The 19,093-nt window shown below is 58.3% G+C and carries 18 protein-coding genes, 1 tRNA gene and 1 pseudogene; 15 read left to right on the top strand and 5 right to left on the bottom strand.

Annotated features, from left to right (window positions below; translation table 11 throughout):
• The first annotated feature begins 386 nt into the window (after positions 1–386).
• Genes ACZZ0A_RS06535 through ACZZ0A_RS06550 form a run of 4 tightly spaced genes read left to right on the top strand, consistent with a single transcriptional unit; the run spans position 387 to position 5,961 of the window.
• Positions 387–3,218: a xanthine dehydrogenase family protein molybdopterin-binding subunit gene (locus ACZZ0A_RS06535; protein WP_414894141.1), complete on the top strand. Its 2,832-nt coding sequence runs from the start codon at positions 387–389 to the stop codon at positions 3,216–3,218.
• Entirely contained in the window at positions 3,211–3,750 is a 540-nt protein-coding gene (locus tag ACZZ0A_RS06540) for a (2Fe-2S)-binding protein (protein WP_463542675.1), read from the top strand. Before ACZZ0A_RS06535 ends, ACZZ0A_RS06540 begins: the two co-directional genes overlap by 8 nt.
• A gap of 2 nt (positions 3,751–3,752) precedes the next feature.
• A complete protein-coding gene (locus ACZZ0A_RS06545; protein WP_414894140.1) occupies positions 3,753–4,988 on the top strand; it encodes a c-type cytochrome in 1,236 nt (411 codons plus the stop codon).
• A 1-nt stretch (position 4,989) separates the two neighbouring features.
• The gene (locus tag ACZZ0A_RS06550) at positions 4,990–5,961 is read left to right on the top strand and encodes an XdhC family protein (protein WP_463542676.1); all 972 of its coding nucleotides are present in this window, start codon (positions 4,990–4,992) and stop codon (positions 5,959–5,961) included.
• Positions 5,962–6,003: 42 nt separating this feature from the next.
• On the opposite strand, the gene ACZZ0A_RS06555 is transcribed toward ACZZ0A_RS06550, so the two are convergent.
• Complete coding sequence (locus ACZZ0A_RS06555; protein ID WP_095111744.1) at positions 6,004–7,287, bottom strand: NAD(P)/FAD-dependent oxidoreductase; 1,284 nt, start codon at positions 7,285–7,287, stop codon at positions 6,004–6,006.
• Between the two features lie 183 nt (positions 7,288–7,470).
• On the opposite strand from ACZZ0A_RS06555, the gene ACZZ0A_RS06560 reads away from it, so the two are divergent.
• Both ACZZ0A_RS06560 and ACZZ0A_RS06565 read left to right on the top strand, forming a co-directional pair.
• A tRNA-Val gene (locus ACZZ0A_RS06560) sits at positions 7,471–7,547 on the top strand.
• A 579-nt stretch (positions 7,548–8,126) separates the two neighbouring features.
• On the top strand, positions 8,127–8,582 hold the full coding sequence (locus tag ACZZ0A_RS06565; protein WP_463542677.1) for a DUF2214 family protein: 456 nt from the start codon (positions 8,127–8,129) through the stop codon (positions 8,580–8,582).
• A gap of 218 nt (positions 8,583–8,800) precedes the next feature.
• On the opposite strand, the gene csrA is transcribed toward ACZZ0A_RS06565, so the two are convergent.
• Positions 8,801–8,995 carry a carbon storage regulator CsrA gene (gene csrA / locus ACZZ0A_RS06570; protein WP_003179932.1) on the bottom strand — a complete coding sequence of 65 codons (195 nt, stop codon included), beginning with the start codon at positions 8,993–8,995 and terminating at the stop codon, positions 8,801–8,803.
• A 250-nt stretch (positions 8,996–9,245) separates the two neighbouring features.
• On the opposite strand from csrA, the gene ACZZ0A_RS06575 reads away from it, so the two are divergent.
• Positions 9,246–9,614, top strand: coding sequence for a hypothetical protein (locus ACZZ0A_RS06575; RefSeq protein ID WP_007913471.1), 369 nt, complete (start codon positions 9,246–9,248; stop codon positions 9,612–9,614).
• 16 nt (positions 9,615–9,630) lie between these two features.
• Positions 9,631–9,862: pseudogene (locus ACZZ0A_RS06580) on the top strand (SIP domain-containing protein); the annotation flags it as partial.
• Between the two features lie 57 nt (positions 9,863–9,919).
• On the opposite strand, the gene ACZZ0A_RS06585 reads toward ACZZ0A_RS06580, so the two are convergent.
• From ACZZ0A_RS06585 to ACZZ0A_RS06595, 3 genes are all read right to left on the bottom strand, one after another.
• Complete coding sequence (locus tag ACZZ0A_RS06585) at positions 9,920–10,609, bottom strand: endonuclease (protein ID WP_007913472.1); 690 nt, start codon at positions 10,607–10,609, stop codon at positions 9,920–9,922.
• A gap of 4 nt (positions 10,610–10,613) precedes the next feature.
• Positions 10,614–10,883, bottom strand: a complete 270-nt coding sequence (locus tag ACZZ0A_RS06590) for a DUF1654 domain-containing protein (RefSeq protein WP_090282667.1) — start codon at positions 10,881–10,883, stop codon at positions 10,614–10,616.
• Positions 10,884–11,081: 198 nt separating this feature from the next.
• A complete protein-coding gene (locus ACZZ0A_RS06595) occupies positions 11,082–12,170 on the bottom strand; it encodes an asparaginase (RefSeq protein ID WP_463542678.1) in 1,089 nt (362 codons plus the stop codon).
• Between the two features lie 348 nt (positions 12,171–12,518).
• Between ACZZ0A_RS06595 and ACZZ0A_RS06600 the strand changes: the two genes are divergently transcribed.
• From ACZZ0A_RS06600 to rbsD, 7 genes are all read left to right on the top strand, one after another.
• Positions 12,519–12,968, top strand: a complete 450-nt coding sequence (locus ACZZ0A_RS06600; RefSeq protein ID WP_007913475.1) for a hypothetical protein — start codon at positions 12,519–12,521, stop codon at positions 12,966–12,968.
• A 201-nt stretch (positions 12,969–13,169) separates the two neighbouring features.
• A complete protein-coding gene (locus ACZZ0A_RS06605) occupies positions 13,170–14,126 on the top strand; it encodes a sugar ABC transporter substrate-binding protein (protein WP_007913476.1) in 957 nt (318 codons plus the stop codon).
• 56 nt (positions 14,127–14,182) lie between these two features.
• Positions 14,183–15,736, top strand: a complete 1,554-nt coding sequence (locus tag ACZZ0A_RS06610) for a sugar ABC transporter ATP-binding protein (protein WP_463542679.1) — start codon at positions 14,183–14,185, stop codon at positions 15,734–15,736.
• A complete protein-coding gene (locus tag ACZZ0A_RS06615; protein WP_007913478.1) occupies positions 15,733–16,710 on the top strand; it encodes an ABC transporter permease in 978 nt (325 codons plus the stop codon). Before ACZZ0A_RS06610 ends, ACZZ0A_RS06615 begins: the two co-directional genes overlap by 4 nt.
• A gap of 3 nt (positions 16,711–16,713) precedes the next feature.
• The gene (locus ACZZ0A_RS06620) at positions 16,714–17,733 is read left to right on the top strand and encodes a LacI family DNA-binding transcriptional regulator (RefSeq protein WP_007913479.1); all 1,020 of its coding nucleotides are present in this window, start codon (positions 16,714–16,716) and stop codon (positions 17,731–17,733) included.
• 24 nt (positions 17,734–17,757) lie between these two features.
• The gene (gene rbsK, locus ACZZ0A_RS06625) at positions 17,758–18,675 is read left to right on the top strand and encodes a ribokinase (RefSeq protein WP_095111731.1); all 918 of its coding nucleotides are present in this window, start codon (positions 17,758–17,760) and stop codon (positions 18,673–18,675) included.
• A complete protein-coding gene (rbsD, locus tag ACZZ0A_RS06630; protein WP_007913481.1) occupies positions 18,672–19,076 on the top strand; it encodes a D-ribose pyranase in 405 nt (134 codons plus the stop codon). Before rbsK ends, rbsD begins: the two co-directional genes overlap by 4 nt.
• The last annotated feature ends 17 nt before the right edge of the window (positions 19,077–19,093 follow it).

Below are 19,093 nucleotides of genomic sequence, written 5' to 3' on the forward strand. Positions count from 1 at the left end.
AGACCGGGGTTTTTTGTGTCTGAAATTTGCCTTCCGCTCCCATCACGCAACCCGGCTCCCTGTAGGAGCTGCGGCACGCTGCGATCCTTTGATCTTGATGGTAAAAAACAGGATCAAAAGATCGCAGCCTCGTTTCACTCGACAGCTCCTGCAAGGGATGCCTGTAAACATCCTGCGGTGCCACGTCGCATTGATTTTTTGATTCTTTAGTCAAATTTTCGTAACTGGTTGTTTGCTGCGAGCGCAGAAACCTTTAAAGTTAACCCTTCGGTCAGCTTTGCACTGTCAACACGCCCTTTGTTTCGCCAGAAAGGGCTTCTGCAAGACTCGAGATTCCCCAGTAGATAACCAGAAGGGCGGACACATAACCGCCCAGAGGATGATCCATGTCCAACCGTGAAATATCCCGGCGCTCGTTCCTCCAGGGCGGGCTGGTGGCGGGTGTGAGCGTCACGCTCACGCCGCTCAGCAGTCAGGCGCTGGCTGCCTTGATGGAAAACAGCGTCACCGTGCCGTCCGAGAAATGGCTCGGCAACAATGGCAAGGCGCGTCAGCGTAACGACGCACTGTCCAAAGTCTGCGGCAGCAAAGTCTTTGCCCGCGACATCCGCTCCAAGGACATGCCGGGCTGGCCTGAGCAGCAAGGCCACGCCATGCTGCTGAAAACCATCAAGGCTGACCGCATCTACGCCGGTTACGACCTGTCGTGGCTCGGCGCCGATTTGCAGCCTGATCGCATCGTCACTGCCGCAGATCTGGACAAGGACGGCATCGTCTTCCCGGAAGAGCACGCCCCGGATCCACTGCTGCCGGAAGGCAAGGTGCCGATGTTCATCGGTCATCCTGTGGCGATCCTGATCTGGAACGACTTCGAGCGTTTCCGTCAGGCCAAGAACAAACTCAAATTCAATGACAAAGCGATTCGTTACGGTGCAAAAGTGCCGTTCTACGAAGGCGATCCGTATGGCAGCTTCCGCTACGTACGTGTGGGTGGCGCGACCTCGGCAGACGAAGACGAATTCGCCAGCCTCAAGGACTCGATCCTGTTCCCGATGCTGAAAAACCGTCGTCCGGTATGGAATTCCCAGCCGAACCTGCACGGCAACCTGACCGAGCGTGGCCTGTTTTACGCCGACCGCATGAAGCAAGAGATCGATACTCCGCCGGACAACTGGCTGGTGTTCGACGAGCGCTACAAAACCCCGTCGATCGAACCGGCCGCCATGGAGCCGGACAACGGCAACGGCTGGTACGATCCGAAAACCAAGACTCTGCACTTCGTGGTAGCCACCCAGTGCCCACTGGAAGCTGCGACCGAGACCGCGAAAATGATCGCGCCGTCGCGTTTCGGCCTCGATAACCTGAACATGCACCCGGGTTACACCGTCGGTTACGGTTCCAAAGACCACAACATCTTCGTCTACTACGCAGCCCTTGCTGCGCTGTACGGCGCCGGTGTGCCGGTGCGTCTGGCCAACGACCGCTACGAGCAATTCCAGAGCGGTATCAAGCGTCACCCGTTCGACATCCGCTACCAATTGGCCGTGGACAAGAACGACTACAGCTTCAAGATTTTCCGCGCCGAAATGAGCGTCGACGGTGGTGGCCGGATCAACTACAGCCCATCGGTAGCCGCAGTTGGCGCCACGGCGGCGCAGTCGATCTACTACATGCCGCAGAACGACCTGCAAGTTACTGCCTACCACTCGCGTGGTGTTGAGGCCGGTTCGATGCGTGGTTACGGCACCCTGCAAAGCATGGCGGCGACCGAGATGATGGTCGACGAAATCGCCAACCGCCTCGGTGTCGATGCCATCGACTTGCGTCGCAAGAATGCTCTGCGTTCCGGTATGAAAAATACCCAGGGCGCGATCCCGGCCGGTGCCTTGCGCCTGCACGAAATCCTCGACAAGGCCTCGGTGCACGAAGTCTGGAAAAACCGCGACGCGATCAAGAAACAACGCGAAGCCGCAGACCCGGATAACTGGTACGGCGTCGGTTTCGCCATCTGCCAGAAGGACTTCGGCACAGGTTCGGAAGCGCCGATGGCCAGTATCGAATTCACTGCTGACGGTCGCATCACCCTGCGCCATATCGGCATTGAAATCGGTACCGGCATGTCCACCTCGCAAGCCTTGGTCGTAGCTGATTTCCTTGGCAGCCCGGCGCACGAAGTAAAGACTGGCGAAACCGAATGGAAGGAAATGCAGCTAATCACCAGCGGCAACCCTTACATCATGAGCCAGGCCGAACAGGACAATCTGCTGCGCAACCCGCGTTGGGTCGGCAAATTGGCTTCGGCCTCGTCGGCGACCAACTCGGCGTACTACTTCAGTCACGCCACCCGTGAAGCGGCGCGAGTGCTGTTCAACAATGGTTTGTGGCCGGCGGCCATGGAAATCTGGCGTCAGGGTCCTTACGGCGGTCAAGCCAACCCTTACGTTGTGCGTCGCGAAGATGCGCATTGGGTCGACGGCAAACTCACGGCTAACGGCATGCAGCCGCTGAGCTTCGAAGAGCTGGCCAAGCGCGCTCACGAGCGTGGTCTGGTGACTGGCGCCACCGTTCACGCATTCAACCGCTGGAGCTGGGCCGAAGCCGAATACAGCATCGACGGCGTGCGCGAGCGCCTGCCGCTCGATGGTCTCGCCGTGAAATACGGTGATGGCGCGCCGAAAGCGAAGAAAGCGTTGATGGCCACGTCTGGTTTCCACCTGTTGGATCGCCAGAACATCAATTACCCGGTTGTGCAGTTGAACAACGCTGCGGTGACTTACTACAGCCCGGTCGCCACGCTGGTCGAGCTGAAGGTCAACAAAGGCTCGGCGGAAGTCGAAGTGCTCAATCACCATTCGTGGGTCGAGTGCGGTCGTGTGCTGGTCGAAGAACTGGTCAAGGGCCAGCTCGAAGGCGGTATCGCCATGGGCATCGGTCACGCCTTGATGGAGGAGATGCCGCTGTACGAAGGTGGGCCGGGGGAGGGTGACTGGAACTTCAACCGTTACCGTCTGCCGATGGCGCGCCACGTTGCGGTGTGGAAGCAGACCGCGGAGATTCTGCCGCCGCTGTCGCCAAGCGATCCGTCCAAAGGCATCGCCGAAGTGGTGATGATCCCGATCGTCGGTGCCATCGGTAACGCCGTGGCGCACGCCATCGGTAAACGTGTTCGCGATCTGCCCATCACTGCTGCGCGCATCAAGGAGGCCCTCAATGGCTAACCGTCCGCTTCAACTGACCCTCAATGGTCAATCCGTCGGCCCGGTGGACATCCCTGATGATCTGCCGATGATCGACTACCTGCACGAATACAAAAACCTCACCGGTTCGCGTCTGGGCTGCGGCCAAGGCATCTGCCACGCTTGCGTGGTGATCGTCGACAACCCGGACGGCACCAGCGAGGAAGTGCGCACCTGCATCACCGGCGCGCATTACTTCGAAGGCAAGACAGTCCGCACCATCGAATCCCACGCCAAGCGTGACGAATCGGGCCAGGTCACCGAGCTGAACCCGATCCAGCAGCGCTTCGTCGACGAGTTCGCCTTCCAGTGCAGCTACTGCGCACCGGGCTTCGTCAACGCCGCGACCGTGCTGGTCGAAAAGCTGCAGCGCCAGCCGACCGTGCAAAGCAAGCTCGAACAAGTCATCGAGGACAGCCTCGGCCATCACGTCTGCCGTTGCACCGGGTACGTGCGTTATTACAACGCCACCCGCAACGTGCTGACCGATCTCGGCCTGGTCAAGGAGGGTTAAGCATGAAGCTCTTTCTGACCCGCCTGACCCTGGCGGTCGGCTTGGCTGCGCCAGTGTTGTTTGCCCACGCCGATGATCAGGTCAAGCGCGGCGAGTATCTTGCCCGCGCGGCCGACTGCATGGCCTGCCACACGGCAGCGGGCGGCGCACCGTTTGCCGGTGGTCTGCCGATCGTTTCACCGTTCGGCACGATCTACGGCACCAACATCACACCGAGCAAAGAGCACGGCATCGGTCTGTACAACGATGACGAGTTCTTTGCTGCGCTGACTGAAGGCAAGCGTCGTGACGGCGCCAACCTCTATCCGGCGATGCCGTACACCTCGTATCACCTGATGCCGCGTGAAGATTCGGACGCGATCCATGCGTACCTGAAAACCATCGAGCCGATCGAGCGCGCAGCACCGGTCACCAGCCTGAGCTTTCCGTTCAACGTGCGTCCGGGCCTGATCGGCTGGAACATGATGTACGGCAAAGCGCTGAAGCTGGAGTCGGCCGAAGGCAAAAGTGAAGCCTGGAAGCGCGGCCAGTACATGGTCGAAGTGCTCGGTCACTGCGGCGAATGCCACACGCCACGTGGCCTGCCGGGCGCGATGCAGTTGGATAAGCGCCTGACCGGCGGCATCCTCAATGGCTACCTGGCGCCGAGCCTGCTGGCCACTGATCTGGCCGCGCGCGGCTGGAACGAGCAGGACCTGAGTACGTTCCTCAAGCACGGCATGAGTGCGCAAGGGACGATGTTCAACGAGATGTTCCCGGTGTTCCACAACAGCACGCAGGGCCTGAACGATACCGATCTGGCGGCGATGGCGACGTTCCTGCTCGGCGACAAACCGCCGGCAGCCAAAGCGCTGGTTGAAGTGCCGGTAGAGAAACTCAGCGCCAGCGCTCAGCGCGGCCAGCAGGAATACCTGAACGTCTGCGCCGGTTGTCATGCGGTCGGTGGCGAAGGCAAGCCGCACATTGCGGTGGCCATGCGCGGCAACACCACGCTGCGCCTGGAAGACCCACGCAACCTGTTGCGGGTGATCGAGGACGGTATCGGCGAGCAGAAGTTCTCCGGCTTCGAGCACATGCAACCGATGCCGGGTTTCGCCGGCAAGCTAAAGCCTGAACAACTGACCGACCTGCTCAACTACTTGCGTCAAGGTTGGGGCGGTCAGTCGGCTGAACTGGCGGTGAGCGATGTGCAGAAACTGCAGGCCGACGCACCGTCCATCGAGCACAAGGCCCACTGATATGCAGCATCTCGATCTACAAGTAGTGCGGCGAGCGCTGGAGTGGTCGGTGGCAGGGCGGCGCATCTGGCTCTGCACCGTGCTGACCACTTACGGCTCGGCACCGCGCGCGCCGGGTTCGCTGCTGGCGGTGAACGATGGCGGACAGTGGATCGGCTCGCTTTCGGGTGGTTGCGTCGAGGAAGATTTCCTTGAGCGCGTCGCCGAAGGTGCGTTTCTCGATACAGTCAATGTCGTGCGTTACGGCGAAGGCGACGATCCGCGCTCGCGGGTCAGTCTGCCCTGTGGCGGCATTCTCGATGTGCTGGTAGAGAAATTTGACGCTGGCTGCGAGGTGCAGGCGCATCTGCGCGAATTGGAGTCGGCGCTGCTTGGTCAGCGCCGCTTGATTCGCGAGGTCGATCTGGCCAGTGGTGCGCGCAGTCTGTTCGCTGATCGCGAGCAGGGTGCGCGGATCGAGCACGAGATTGATCGGGTGCGCATTCGCGTTGGCGCGGCCCAGCGTTTGTTGCTCGCTGGGTATTCCAGTGTGGCGCAGGCGTGTGCCGAGTTTGCCGTTGGCCTCGGGTTTGAGGTGATTCTCTGTGATCCGCGCGATGAAGTGCTCGAAGGCGTGGTGCTGGATGGCGTGGAAATTCGTCGGCAATTGCCGTCGGTGTTTATTGCTGATGGTGGCTGTCATCGTGATACGGCGGTGGTGGCGCTGACGCATGACCCGCGCATCGACGATCTGGCGATGATGGAGGCGGTGCGCACCGAAGCGTTCTACATTGGCGTGATGGGTTCGCTGCAGACCTCGCAGAAGCGCTTCGAGCGGTTACGTCGGATTGGCGGCTTGGGCGAGGCTGAGCTGGCGCGGATTCATGCGCCGATTGGTCTGAACCTCGGCAGCAAGACGCCGGCGGAAATTGCCTTGGCAGTGTTGGCAGATATCTTGCGGATCCGCAGCGGGATTGCTCGGGATCAGCTCTGAGTGCCGTGTTCAATAAATAGGGCCGCGATCAGCGGCCCTTTTTTACATCCCGAATTTATCGCGTAGCCCGTAATACCATGCGCCCAGTGCGGCAAACGGCGTGCGCAACAGTTGTCCGCCGGGGAACGGGTAGTGCGGCAAGTCAGCAAATGCATCGAAGCGCTCGGCCTGACCGCGTAATGCTTCGGCGAGGACCTTGCCCGCCAAATGCGTGTAGGTCACGCCATGGCCGCTGCAGCCTTGCGAATAATAGATGTTGTCGCCCAGGCGCCCAACCTGTGGCAAGCGCGACAGAGTCAGCAGGAAATTTCCGGTCCAGGCGTAGTCGATCTTCACATCCTTGAGTTGCGGAAAGGCCTTGAGCATTTTCGGGCGGATGATCGATTCGATGTTGGCGGGATCGCGCGCGCCATACACCACGCCACCGCCGAAGATCAGGCGCTTGTCGCCCGTGAGGCGGTAGTAGTCGAGCAGGTAATTGCAGTCTTCAACGCAGTAGTCCTGCGGCAGCAGCGCTTTCGCCAGCTCGTCACCCAGCGGCTCGGTGGTGATTACTTGCGTGCCGCACGGCATCGATTTGGCCGCAAGTTCCGGCACCAGATTGCCGAGGTAAGCGTTGCCGGCGACGATAATGAACTTGGCCCTGACCTTGCCCTGCGGCGTGTGCACCACCGGGTTGGCGCCGCGCTCGATGCGTACGGCGGGTGACTGTTCATAGATCGTGCCGCCGAGTGACTCGACCGCCGCTGCTTCGCCGAGCGCAAGGTTCAGCGGATGAATATGGCCGCCACTCATGTCGAGCATGCCGCCAATGTACTGATCGCAGGCAACCACTTCGCGGATGCGGCGTTGATCGAGCAACTCGAGTTGCGTATGGCCGAAACGCTCCCAGAGGCGTTTCTGCGATTCCAGATGGCCCATCTGCTTGGCGGTAAGGGCTGCGAATACGCCGCCGTCCTTCAGGTCGCACTGGATGTTGTACTTGGCCACGCGCTCGCGAATGATCCTGCCGCCTTCGAACGCCATCTGCCCGAGCAGTTGCGCCTGTTTGGGGCCGACGCTGCGTTCGATGACGTCAATGTCACGGCTATAGCTGTTGACGATCTGTCCGCCATTACGCCCGGAGGCGCCGAACCCGACCTTGGCCGCTTCCAGTACGGTGACGCGAAAACCGTTCTCCAGCAGAAACAGGGCAGAAGACAATCCGGTATACCCGGCGCCGATCACACAGACGTCCGTCTCCACATCATCCTGCAAGGCAGGGCGGGGCGGTACGGCGTTGGCCGACGCAGCGTAATAGGACTCTGGGTAAAGGGTGTTCGCCATCCTGCAGCCTCTGTTTAATATATTTTACGAGTGCGTCGATCCTACCCGAGTTGAAAAACCTCCGCCAGCCACCGGAAAATCTTCGTCGGAGCCCCGAAATTAAATATTTTGCATATTCATAGGGTTAGGTGAAAAAAAGGTGTTGACACCCCTCCGGAATTCCGTAGAATGCCGCCTCACAGCAGGCACGTAGCTCAGTTGGTTAGAGCACCACCTTGACATGGTGGGGGTCGTTGGTTCGAGTCCAATCGCGCCTACCAAACAAAATCCGCTCTGCTGGGCGGTCTAGAAGGGCTCACCGAAAGGTGAGCCCTTTTTTGTTGTCTGCGATTTGCAAAACTTTTGCAAAGCCCTCATCAGGGCGCCTGCTCGACTTCGCGTTTAGACGATCTCAGGGCATTCGAATTTCCATAAGTAGACCTTCTTGGTTCTTACTGCTTCGCCAACGGTTCCTACGCCGAGGCAGGTTTTGCTTTTGGTGCAAATGATTCCGTCGGGCGCTTGAAAAATCGCCACTCGTCGCATGCATCCTTTGAAAAAGTGTGGATATTGAACAGCTTACGAGTGTTACTAACCAGCCAGTTATCAAAAAAACGTTGTTACTGTCCGTTGAATTAAGTAACATCCGCCCCGCGTTCACCACCACGGTTTATGCATTTTTAAATCCCAAGCTTCCATCAGCTGCTTGGGATTTTTTTTGCCTGCGATTTACCTCAACTGGCTGAAATCTCTCCTTTCGATCTCTCCTGAAAGCCTGGCGACACCCCGCAGGCAAATCCTTGTTTTTTCAACTACTACTGACTGGCCGATTTTCAACTCTTTCTGATGAGGGTGTATCGATGCTGGTTCATTGGTTTCTTGCAGCTGTTCATCTGCTGGCATTTGCCTTGGGTTTTTGGGCGGTACTGACGCGTGGGACGGCGTTCAGTCGCCTGGCGGCCGGGACGGGGGAGGCCGGTCGGGTTCTGCTGGCTGACAATTTCTGGGGGATTTGCGCGCTGATCTTGTTGATCACAGGCGGGATGCGAGCCTTTGGCGGTTACGAAAAAGGCACTGACTATTATCTTCATCAGCCGCTGTTTCACCTGAAGATGACGCTGTTCGTTCTGATTCTGTTGATGGAGCTTGCGCCGATGATCACGCTGATCAAATGGCGGATCACCAAGGCGCGGGGGACGGTACTCGATACCGGGAGAGCAAAGTTGTTTGCACGCATCAGTCACGTCGAAGCGCTGCTAATGGTGCTGATGATGGTTGCAGCCACAGGCATGGCACGTGGTGTGACGTTCGGGTAGGAAGGCGAATTCCCTTCGCTCTATCGGAAATGTCCGACAGCCAGCCTTGAGAATGCTCGGTAGTATCGATCAGCAGAAAGGGCGGGAGGATAACGCGGAAGGATCATGTGTCAGGCGCCGTGCCCAAGGAGCTTGGGAAGCGGATGGCAAAACGGCGCGTGAATCTCTAGCCAGTCATTCCACGAGGTAAACGGACTGGCTACTGACTGCGATGCGGCTCAGGGAGTTTGTGGCTTGTCCGGGGCGGTCAGGCCAGCCTGAATGCGCTGGTAAATCTCTTCACGGTGCACGGCAACGTTTTTCGGAGCGTTGATACCAATGCGGACCTGTTGGCCGCTTACGCCCAGAATGGTGATCGTAATGTCATCACCAATGTTTATGCTTTCACCGACTTTGCGGGTGAGTATCAGCATGGTCTTCTCCTTGATTGCTTTGTAGGGCACCTGATTCAGACAGTGCAGAGGTCGGTGGTACGTATAGATTAGTGCGAAGTCTCACGGTTTGGGTGCCTCTTTCTGACGCGCAGAAGCGGCATTAATTCCCAGGGCGTAACTATACAGAGGCTGCAACCATCAATCTCGTTGTTTTGTGCCCATTTTGCGGGCCTCGCGAAGTATTTATGAATGATAAGATCGCGGCTTTGAGAATTTCGAGGAAAGCGTTGTGCGCAAATTGGTTTGGGTAGTCGCGGCACTGGTATTGGCAGGGTGTGGTGAAGGCAAGAGTGTAGACGCACCAAAACCACAATCGGCTGCAGTAACGGCGCCGTCGGCGGCTGTGGCACCACAATGGGATCTCGAAGTGCGCGGCGAAACGCCACAAGCTGTCAGCGACCTGAGTGGCTGGCTGATCGAGCACGCCTTTGTGCCTACGGTGATCAAGGACAGCAGCGGCAAAACGCGAATTCTGATTGGTCCGTTCAACTCTCAGGCTGAAGCTGAGGCGCGTAAGGTGCAGGTGGATGCGGCTTTGGTGAAGGCCAAGAAGCAGAACGTTGAATCGGTGTTGGTCGAGCATCCGCTCGCGCCGTAAACGTGCGCGCGTGTTTCTGCCCGTTCATGCGTCTTCAGCGGGACAAACGATTGAATTGGCTGACGTCGACATAGAAAAGGACATTCTCTGGGAAATCGCCGACACCGCCACTGAAGGCTTTTACGGCTGGATTGCCGGAGAGTCGGCAGCCGTGATGAGCTTGCGCAGATACCAGATCAAAGAGCGCGTTCATACCTCGTGAGACACTTAATCTGATGGGCTACTGGCGGCACAATAAGACGGCCAGCCAAGCACAAAATAAAAAGGCCTCGAACGTTATGTTCGAGGCCTTTTTCGTGCTGCAATCAACCGCAGGCTTTCATGTTCACCGGCCCGACAAATTCGTTGCCGCGCCCCATCACGCACGCCACGCTTTGATTGCGCTGACGCTCCCAGTCCTGCACCGGGTAAGTCTTGTCCCATGCCTCGTACAATTGTCGATCCTGTTTCGACAGGCGCAAGCCGTACTGCTTGCTCATGTAAAAGTACGTACGGGCGATCATGCCGCGAATCGAAGGGCGGGGCATGACCTTCTTCGCCTTGAAGTCGACCTGGGTCAGGCATGAGCCGTATTGCCCGGATTGCACCGGCAACCAACCGTAGCTGAAGTTGCTGCGGTCTCCGTTGACCTCGCCAATGCTCGGTACCAGGTTATGCAAGTCGGCTTCGGCTTTCTGATAGCTTGGGTCGTAACGGGTGCAATTCTTCCTTCCGCCTTCCTGCCAGCACTGACGCTGATGGCCGAACTGCCAAGCCGGCACGATGTGCTCCCATTCAATACGTGACGCACGCTTGGCGTTCTTGCGCGGTACGTAACCGCAGGCTTTCAGATCAACCTTGTTGCCGGTGTACTTGCACCCGCAATAAAACTCTGTGGACTGTGGCGCGTACAGCTTCCAGGCGACCTTCTTGGCTTCGGTAAATGTGCGGGGTGCACCAGCCTGGGCACCCATGGTGATGAACAAAAAAAGCAAAGCAAAACAACGGACACTCATTGAATCAATCTTCCTTCGGCACAACCCAAAAAATCTGCACGCCACCGTCGTCGCGATAGGCGAGGGTGACGTTGTCGTTCTCGTCGATTTCCTCGAGCAGGCGCTCCCAGTCGTCCATCGGCTCGTCGGGCAAGCGGAAGATCAGTGCGGCTTTGGCTTTTTGAGCGGTGGGCGAATTGATGATTTTTTGAACGCGCATACCCATGCGTTCGTAAGCGTCAGGAGCATCTGGGGAAGTGGCCACGAGGTTATCCTTATTAAGCTGTACGTGCATACAGTATTTAACTGTAAGCATTTTCGCAACTGCTTAAAATTCAAGAAAATCCTCTGACAGCGGTTTTCAGAATTTGGTGTAGGCCGTGTCGATTTTTTTGTGGGAAAAGTGCGAGAGAGTTGTAAGCGATGCACCACCCGCCCATTGGGCGAGTAGTGCGCAGGGTGCCCGATCGAGAATTGATCGGGCGAAGGTCAATCAGTATTCCCAGAACATCCGTTGCAGCTCTTTGCTGTCGTTGGTTTTGGTCAAAGCGACCATTGCCAGGATGCGGGCCTTTTGCGGGTTCAGGTCGTGAGCCACAACCCAGTCGTACTTGTCGTCTGGCTGCTCGGCGTTACGCAGAACGAAGCCTCCAGCGTTGACGTGGGACGAACGAATGATTTGCACGCCATCCTTGCGCAGCGCTTGAAGGGTCGGAACCACGCGGGAGGATACCGAACCGTTACCTGTACCGGCATGGATAATGGCTTTGGCACCGGATTGTGCGAGGGCCTTGTAGGCGGTATCGCTGACGTTGCCGTAGGAATAAGCGATTTCTACGTTAGGAAGGCTCTTGATATTTTTGATGTCGAACTCCGAATCCATGGTGTGACGCTTGGCTGGCAAGCGGAACCAGTAGGATTTGCCTTCAACCACCATGCCCAATGGACCCCAGGCGCTTTTGAACGCTTCGGTCTTGATGTTGATCATTTTGCTGACGTCGCGACCGGACTGGATTTCATCGTTCATGGTCACCAGTACGCCTTTGCCGTGCGCTTCTTTGCTGCTGGCCACGGCCACGGCGTTGTAGAGGTTGAGCATGCCATCGGCGGACATCGCCGTGCCCGGACGCATCGAGCCGACGACGATGATCGGCTTGTCGGTTTTTTCTACCAGGTTGAGGAAGTAAGCGGTTTCTTCCAGGGTGTCGGTGCCGTGGGTGATGACGATGCCGTCGACGTCTTTGCTGTCAGCCAGTTCGGCCACGCGACGACCCAGTTGCAGCAGGTTTTCGTTGGTGATGCTTTCCGAAGCAATCTGCATGACTTGTTCGCCACGCACGTTCGCCAATTTGCTCAGCTCGGGAATGCCGGCGATCAATTGTTCGACGCCAACCTTTGCCGCCTGATAGGTGGCGCTATTGGCGGCGCTCGCGCCGGCACCGGCGATGGTGCCGCCTGTTGCAAGTACCACGACGTTAGCGAGCTTGGTCTGGGTTTCGACTTCTTTCGCCTGAAGGGCGGAAGGCAAGAGCAGAAGCAGGGCCAAAGCGCCCGGAACCAAAGTGTTGAAAGCAGATTTCATTATTTTTCTCTCTAGTAGTGAGACGGTGCTGATGCAGGTTCATCTAGATGCGCCCCAAGCCGATCTGAATGCCTGGGGTGCGGTGAGGGGAGCAGGATCTGTACCAGCCGTACTTTGCGTCAGAGAAATGTTTAACTTGATGATTTACATCAAGATTTTATGGGTTTGAAAATATCGGGGTGAATCGTTTATCCGGTTTTCCGAACGATGGGCACTTTCGCGTTCGGCTCTCCGAAAAGGACTACTGCTTTTGTCGAGTATTTCGAGTGGCCGGTTTCGGCTTTTCTGCTAAAGAAACTTTCGCGGGGGCCGATGGTTGTCCAAGGAAACAGAATCTACGGAGTTCACATGTCACTGACGGTCGGTTTATCTAATCCTGCGGCAGTCACCATCGGCGGCAAAACCGCAGCGACTATCAATGCATTGAGCGAGGCGGGAGCGGAGGCTTCCACCGAGGCGCTGGGCACTGAGAAGGAATCGAACAATCAGGTCAGGACCGGTGGCGCCGCCGCGCCAGAAGACAGCAAGGCTGAAAGCGGCGACAACCTGAGCGTCACGGTCAAGATGCTGCTCAAGCGAATGCAGGAACTGCAAAAGCAACTTCAGGAGCAGCAACAACAACTGGCGGCCGCACAAGCCAAGACCTATCCGACGCCTGAGGCCAAATCGCAAGCGGTGATGTCCATTCAGGGGCAAATCGCGCAAACCAGCGCTGCGATGGCAGAAGTGGCCGGTGCACTGGTCAAGGAAATGACGAAGAGTTCCACCAGCGGTAATCTGGTCAGCACCACGGCATAAGCAGTGAAGGGGCGAGTCCGACGATTCGCCCTACAACAAATGACGATTTCTGATTGTTGACAAATGTCGGCGGGATTCGCATAGTTCGGTCTACGCAAACGTTTGCGCGGCTTTCACGGCGCTGTATGGCCCGCAAGAAAGCCATGTAGCTTACGTCAGCGCAAGCGTTGCTCACAATAATCATAAGATCGGAGTGAACCCATGAAGCTGCCATTCGCTGGACGTCTTCTTGCTGTCGCTATGCTGGCTGCCACAGCCGCCGCACTACCTGTCTCTTCGGCATTCGCCGAATCTGCCGAGAAACCCAAAGTCGCGCTGGTCATGAAGTCACTGGCCAACGAATTCTTCCTGACCATGGAAGATGGCGCCAAGGCCTACCAGAAAGAACACTCCGCCGATTTCGACCTGATCTCCAACGGTATCAAGGACGAAACGGATACTGCCGGCCAGACTCGCATCGTCGAGCAGATGATCCTGGCCAAGGTCAACGCGCTGGTTATCGCCCCATCTGACTCCAAAGCCATGGTGCCGGTGATCAAGAAAGCCGTCGATGCCGGCATCACCGTGATCAACATCGACAACCAGCTCGATCCGGCCATCGTCAAAAGCAAAAACATCAGCGTGCCCTTCGTAGGTCCGGACAACCGCAAAGGTGCGCGTCTGGTCGGTGAATATCTGGCCAAGCAGCTCAAGGCCGGTGACGAAGTCGGCATCATTGAAGGTGTATCCACGACCACCAACGCCCAGCAGCGCACCGCTGGCTTCAAGGATGCGATGGACGCTGCACAGATCAAGATCGTTTCCCTGCAATCCGGTGATTGGGAAATCGACAAAGGCAACAAGGTTGCCGCTTCGATTCTCAGCGAATACCCGGACGTCAAAGCGCTGCTGGCCGGCAACGACAGCATGGCAGTAGGCGCTGTCTCTGCTGTGCGTGCCGCCGGCAAGGCTGGGCAGGTGAAGGTCGTCGGTTACGACAACATCAATGCCATCAAGCCGATGTTGAAAGATGGCCGCGTGCTGGCCACCGCTGACCAGTTCGCTGCCAAGCAAGCTGTGTTCGGTATCGAAACCGCGTTGAAAATCATCAAGGGCGAGAAAGTCGACAGCGGCGCCAATGGTGTGATCGAAACACCGGTCGAGCTGGTCACCCAGTAAGTCTTCTGGCGACACAACGGCGCTCGTCCGTCCGGGCGAGCGCATGGAGAGTTTTTATGTCAGTTTCCGCCCCGAACGCTGTCCTCTCGGTCAGCGGTATCGGTAAGACCTATGCGCAACCGGTGCTTACCGGCATCGACTTGACGCTGATGCGCGGTGAAGTGCTGGCGCTGACCGGCGAGAATGGCGCCGGCAAAAGTACCCTGTCGAAAATCATTGGCGGACTGGTCACACCGACCACCGGCCAGATGCAATTCCACGGCAAGGACTATCGTCCGGGCAGCCGTACCCAGGCTGAAGAGCTCGGCGTGCGTATGGTCATGCAAGAACTCAATCTGTTGCCGACCCTGTCGGTGGCGGAGAACCTGTTTCTCGACAACCTGCCAAGCAACGGCGGCTGGATCAGCCGCAAGCAGTTGCGCAAAGCCGCGATCGAAGCCATGGCGCAGGTCGGTCTCGACGCGATCGATCCGGATACGCTGGTTGGCGAGTTGGGTATCGGGCATCAGCAGATGGTCGAAATCGCCCGTAACCTGATCGGCGATTGCCACGTGCTGATTCTCGATGAGCCGACCGCGATGCTGACCGCACGTGAAGTCGAAATGCTCTTTGAGCAGATCACCCGCTTGCAGGCACGCGGCGTCTCGATCATCTACATTTCCCACCGTCTCGAAGAACTGGCCCGCGTCGCGCAACGGATTGCCGTGCTGCGTGACGGCAATCTGGTCTGCGTCGAGCCGATGGCCAATTACAACAGCGAGCAACTGGTCACGCTGATGGTCGGTCGCGAACTGGGCGAGCAGATCGACATGGGCCCGCGCAAGATCGGTGCTCCGGCGCTGACTGTCACGGGTTTGACTCGCTCTGACAAAGTGCGCGATGTCTCGTTCGAAGTGCGTGCCGGCGAGATCTTCGGGATTTCCGGACTGATCGGGGCAGGGCGCACAGAACTGCTGCGCCTGATTTTTGGTGCGGACGTTGCCGACAGCGGCACCATCGCGCTCGGCTCCCCGGCCAAAGTGGTCAGTGTGCGCTCGCCGGTCGATGCGGTGCGCAACGGTATCGCGTTGATTACCGAAGACCGCAAGGGTGAAGGCCTGCTGCTCAGTCAGTCGATCAGTGCCAACATCGCACTCGGCAACATGCCGGAAATTTCCAGTGGCGGTGTCGTCAACAACGGCGACGAGATCGCTCTGGCGCAGCGTCAGATCGACGCCATGCGCATCCGTAGCTCGAGCCCGACACAATTGGTTTCAGAGTTGTCCGGTGGCAACCAGCAAAAGGTCGTGATCGGCCGCTGGCTGGAGCGCGACTGTTCAGTGCTGCTGTTCGACGAACCGACCCGTGGCATCGACGTCGGCGCCAAGTTTGACATTTATGCCCTGCTCGGCGAACTGACGCGCCAGGGCAAAGCGCTGGTGGTGGTGTCCAGTGACCTGCGTGAGCTGATGCTGATCTGCGACCGGATCGGCGTGCTGTCCGCCGGGCGGCTGATTGACACCTTCGAGCGCGACAGCTGGACCCAGGATGACTTGCTTGCCGCCGCGTTCGCCGGCTACCAAAAACGTGATGCGTTGCTCAACGAAGCGGCGCCTAGGGATCTCCCATGAAAACTGCATCTCCTGCCGGCAAACGTAGTGGCAACTTCTATGGTCTGGGCACTTATCTGGGCCTGGCCGGTGCCTTGCTGGCGATGATTGCGCTGTTCTCGGTCTTGAGCAGCCACTTTTTGTCCTATAACACCTTCAGCACCCTGGCCAACCAGATTCCTGACCTGATGGTGCTGGCGGTCGGCATGACTTTCGTGTTGATCATCGGCGGCATCGACCTGTCGGTGGGCTCGGTGCTCGCATTGGCCGCTTCGACCGTCAGCGTCGCGATTCTCGGCTGGGGCTGGGGCGTTTTGCCGTCGGCATTGCTCGGCATGGCGGTGGCGGCACTGGCCGGTACCGTCACCGGTTCGATTACTGTTGCGTGGCGGATTCCATCGTTCATCGTCTCTCTGGGTGTGCTGGAAATGGCTCGGGGTCTGGCGTATCAGATGACCGGATCGCGCACCGCGTACATCGGTGATTCGTTCGCCTGGCTGTCGAACCCGATCGCGTTCGGCATCTCGCCATCGTTCATCATTGCCTTGCTGGTGATCATCATTGCTCAAGCGGTTTTGACCCGCACCGTATTCGGTCGCTACCTGATCGGCATCGGCACCAACGAAGAGGCGGTGCGTCTGGCGGGGATCAATCCGAAACCCTACAAGATTCTGGTGTTCAGCTTGATGGGCCTGCTGGCCGGTATCGCCGCGCTGTTTCAGATTTCCCGTCTGGAAGCCGCTGACCCGAACGCTGGTTCCGGTCTGGAGCTGCAAGTGATCGCTGCTGTGGTCATTGGCGGTACCAGTTTGATGGGTGGGCGCGGCTCGGTGATCAGCACTTTCTTTGGTGTGTTGATCATCTCCGTGCTGGCGGCGGGTCTGGCGCAGATCGGCGCGACCGAGCCGACCAAACGTATCATCACCGGTGCGGTGATTGTGATCGCGGTGGTGCTCGACACTTATCGCAGTCAGCGCGCCAGTCGCCGGGGCTAAAACATGGCAACGATCAAGGATGTGGCAGCCCTCGCGGGAATTTCCTACACGACGGTGTCGCATGTGGTGAACAACACCCGGCCGGTCAGTCAGGAGGTGCGGCTGAAAGTCGAGGCGGCGATCAAGAGCCTCGACTATGTGCCGAGTGCGGTAGCGCGCTCGCTGAAGGCTAAGACCACTGCAACCATTGGCCTGCTGGTGCCGAACAGTCTCAACCCGTACTTTGCGGAACTGGCGCGGGGTATCGAGGATTACTGCGAGCGTAACGGCTACTGCGTGATCCTCTGTAACTCCGACGACAATCCTGAAAAGCAGCGCAGCTATTTGCGTGTGTTGCTGGAGAAGCGCATCGACGGTTTGATCGTCGCTTCCGCTGGCGGTGACAGCGGACTGGCTCAGGGGCTGGCCGGGGTGAAAACGCCGATGGTCATCGTCGACCGTGGTCTGGACGGTGTCGATGCCGATCTGGTGCGTATCGACCATGAATACGGCGCTTACCTCGCGACCCGGCATTTACTGGAATTGGGGCATCGCGACATCGCCACCATTGGCGGTCCGGCGAGTACCAGTGTGGCGCAGATGCGTCTGGCCGGATATTGCCGAGCGCTGAAAGAGGCGGGCGTTGAAGTCCGCCCGGAGCGCATGCTGGAAAGTGATTTCACCAGTACGGGTGGATACAGCGCAGCGGCGATTCTGCTTGAGGGTAACCCGCCCAGCGCAATCTTTGCCGGTAACGACATGATCGGTATCGGCGTGCTGCGCGCCGCGGCAGAGCGCAATGTTCGTGTGCCGAGCGAGTTGTCGGTGATCGGTTTCGACGATATCCAGATGAGTCGTTACGTGTATCCGGCACTCACCACTGTGGGGCAATCGATCCTGCAGTTGGGCGAGATGGCGGCCGAAGTACTGCTGCGAAGGATCGCTACGCCGAATCTGGGCACTGATCAGCGGATCGTGACCCCGAGTATTGTTTTGCGCGAATCGACCGCACCGTTGTCCGGCGTGTTCACCGAATATCGCTGAAACCGAATTGACGAGTAATGATGTATGCCAGCAAATGTAGTGGTAATAGGCAGCCTGAACATGGATCTGGTGACCCGGGCGCCGCGGCTGCCCGTCGGCGGTGAAACGCTGATCGGTCATTCGTTTGCCACGGTGTCCGGCGGCAAGGGTGCCAATCAGGCGGTGGCGGCGGCGCGTTTGGGTGCTCAGGTCGCGATGGTCGGTTGCGTTGGCAATGACGACTATGGCGTGCAATTACGCAACGCCTTGTTGGCCGAGCAGATCGATTGTCAGGCCGTCAGCACGGTCGCTGATTCCAGTGGTGTGGCGTTGATCGTGGTCGATGACAACAGTCAGAACGCCATTGTCATTGTCGCCGGCGCCAATGGCGCCATGACGCCCGCAGTGATCGACCGTTTTGATGCGGTGCTGCAGGCCGCCGACGTGATCATCTGCCAGCTCGAAATTCCGGATGCGACAGTGGGGCATGCGCTCAAACGTGCGCGCGCGCTGGGTAAAGTTGTCATCCTTAATCCGGCGCCAGCCAGTCGTCCACTGCCGGCAGACTGGTTTACCGCGATCGACTACCTGATCCCCAACGAGAGCGAAGCGACCGTGTTGAGCGGATTATCGGTGGGCTCGCTGGAAAGCGCAGAAAGTGCCGCCAGCCAGTTGATCGCCATGGGGGCGGGCAAAGTCATCATTACGCTCGGTGCTCAAGGTTCGCTGTTTGCCGATGGCCAACGCTTTGAGCATTTCCCGGCACCGAAAGTGAAGGCTGTCGACACCACTGCCGCCGGAGACACTTTTGTCGGTGGTTTTGCGGCGGCGCTGGCCAATGGCAAGTCCGAGGCCGAGGCGATTCGCTACGGACAGATTGCCGCCGCGCTGTCGGTAACCCGCGCCGGTGCGCAACCGTCAATTCCAACCCAGTCCGACGTACAGGCGTTTAAACCCGCATGAAAAAGACTCCTCTGCTCAACGTCGCATTGTCGCGGCTGATTGCTTCTCTGGGCCACGGCGACATGGTGGTCATTGGTGACGCCGGGTTGCCGGTGCCGCCTGGTGTCGAGCTGATTGATCTGGCGCTGACCCATGGCGTACCGGATTTCGTCAGCACCCTGAAAGTCGTGCTCAGCGAGATGCAGGTGGAAAGCCATGCACTGGCCAAGGAAATCTTCGACAAACAGCCGACCGCGTTGAATACGCTGGATGCGTTGAATGAGGAAGGTGCTCTCGGTCGTCGTGATCTGCTCAGTCACGAGCAATTCAAGGTTCTCAGCCGACAGGCTCGGGCGATTGTTCGTACAGGCGAATGCCAGCCGTACTGCAATATCGTGCTGGTCGCCGGAGTTACGTTCTGATTTTTCGATTCCACATG

The organism is Pseudomonas sp. AC242, from assembly GCF_979258655.1.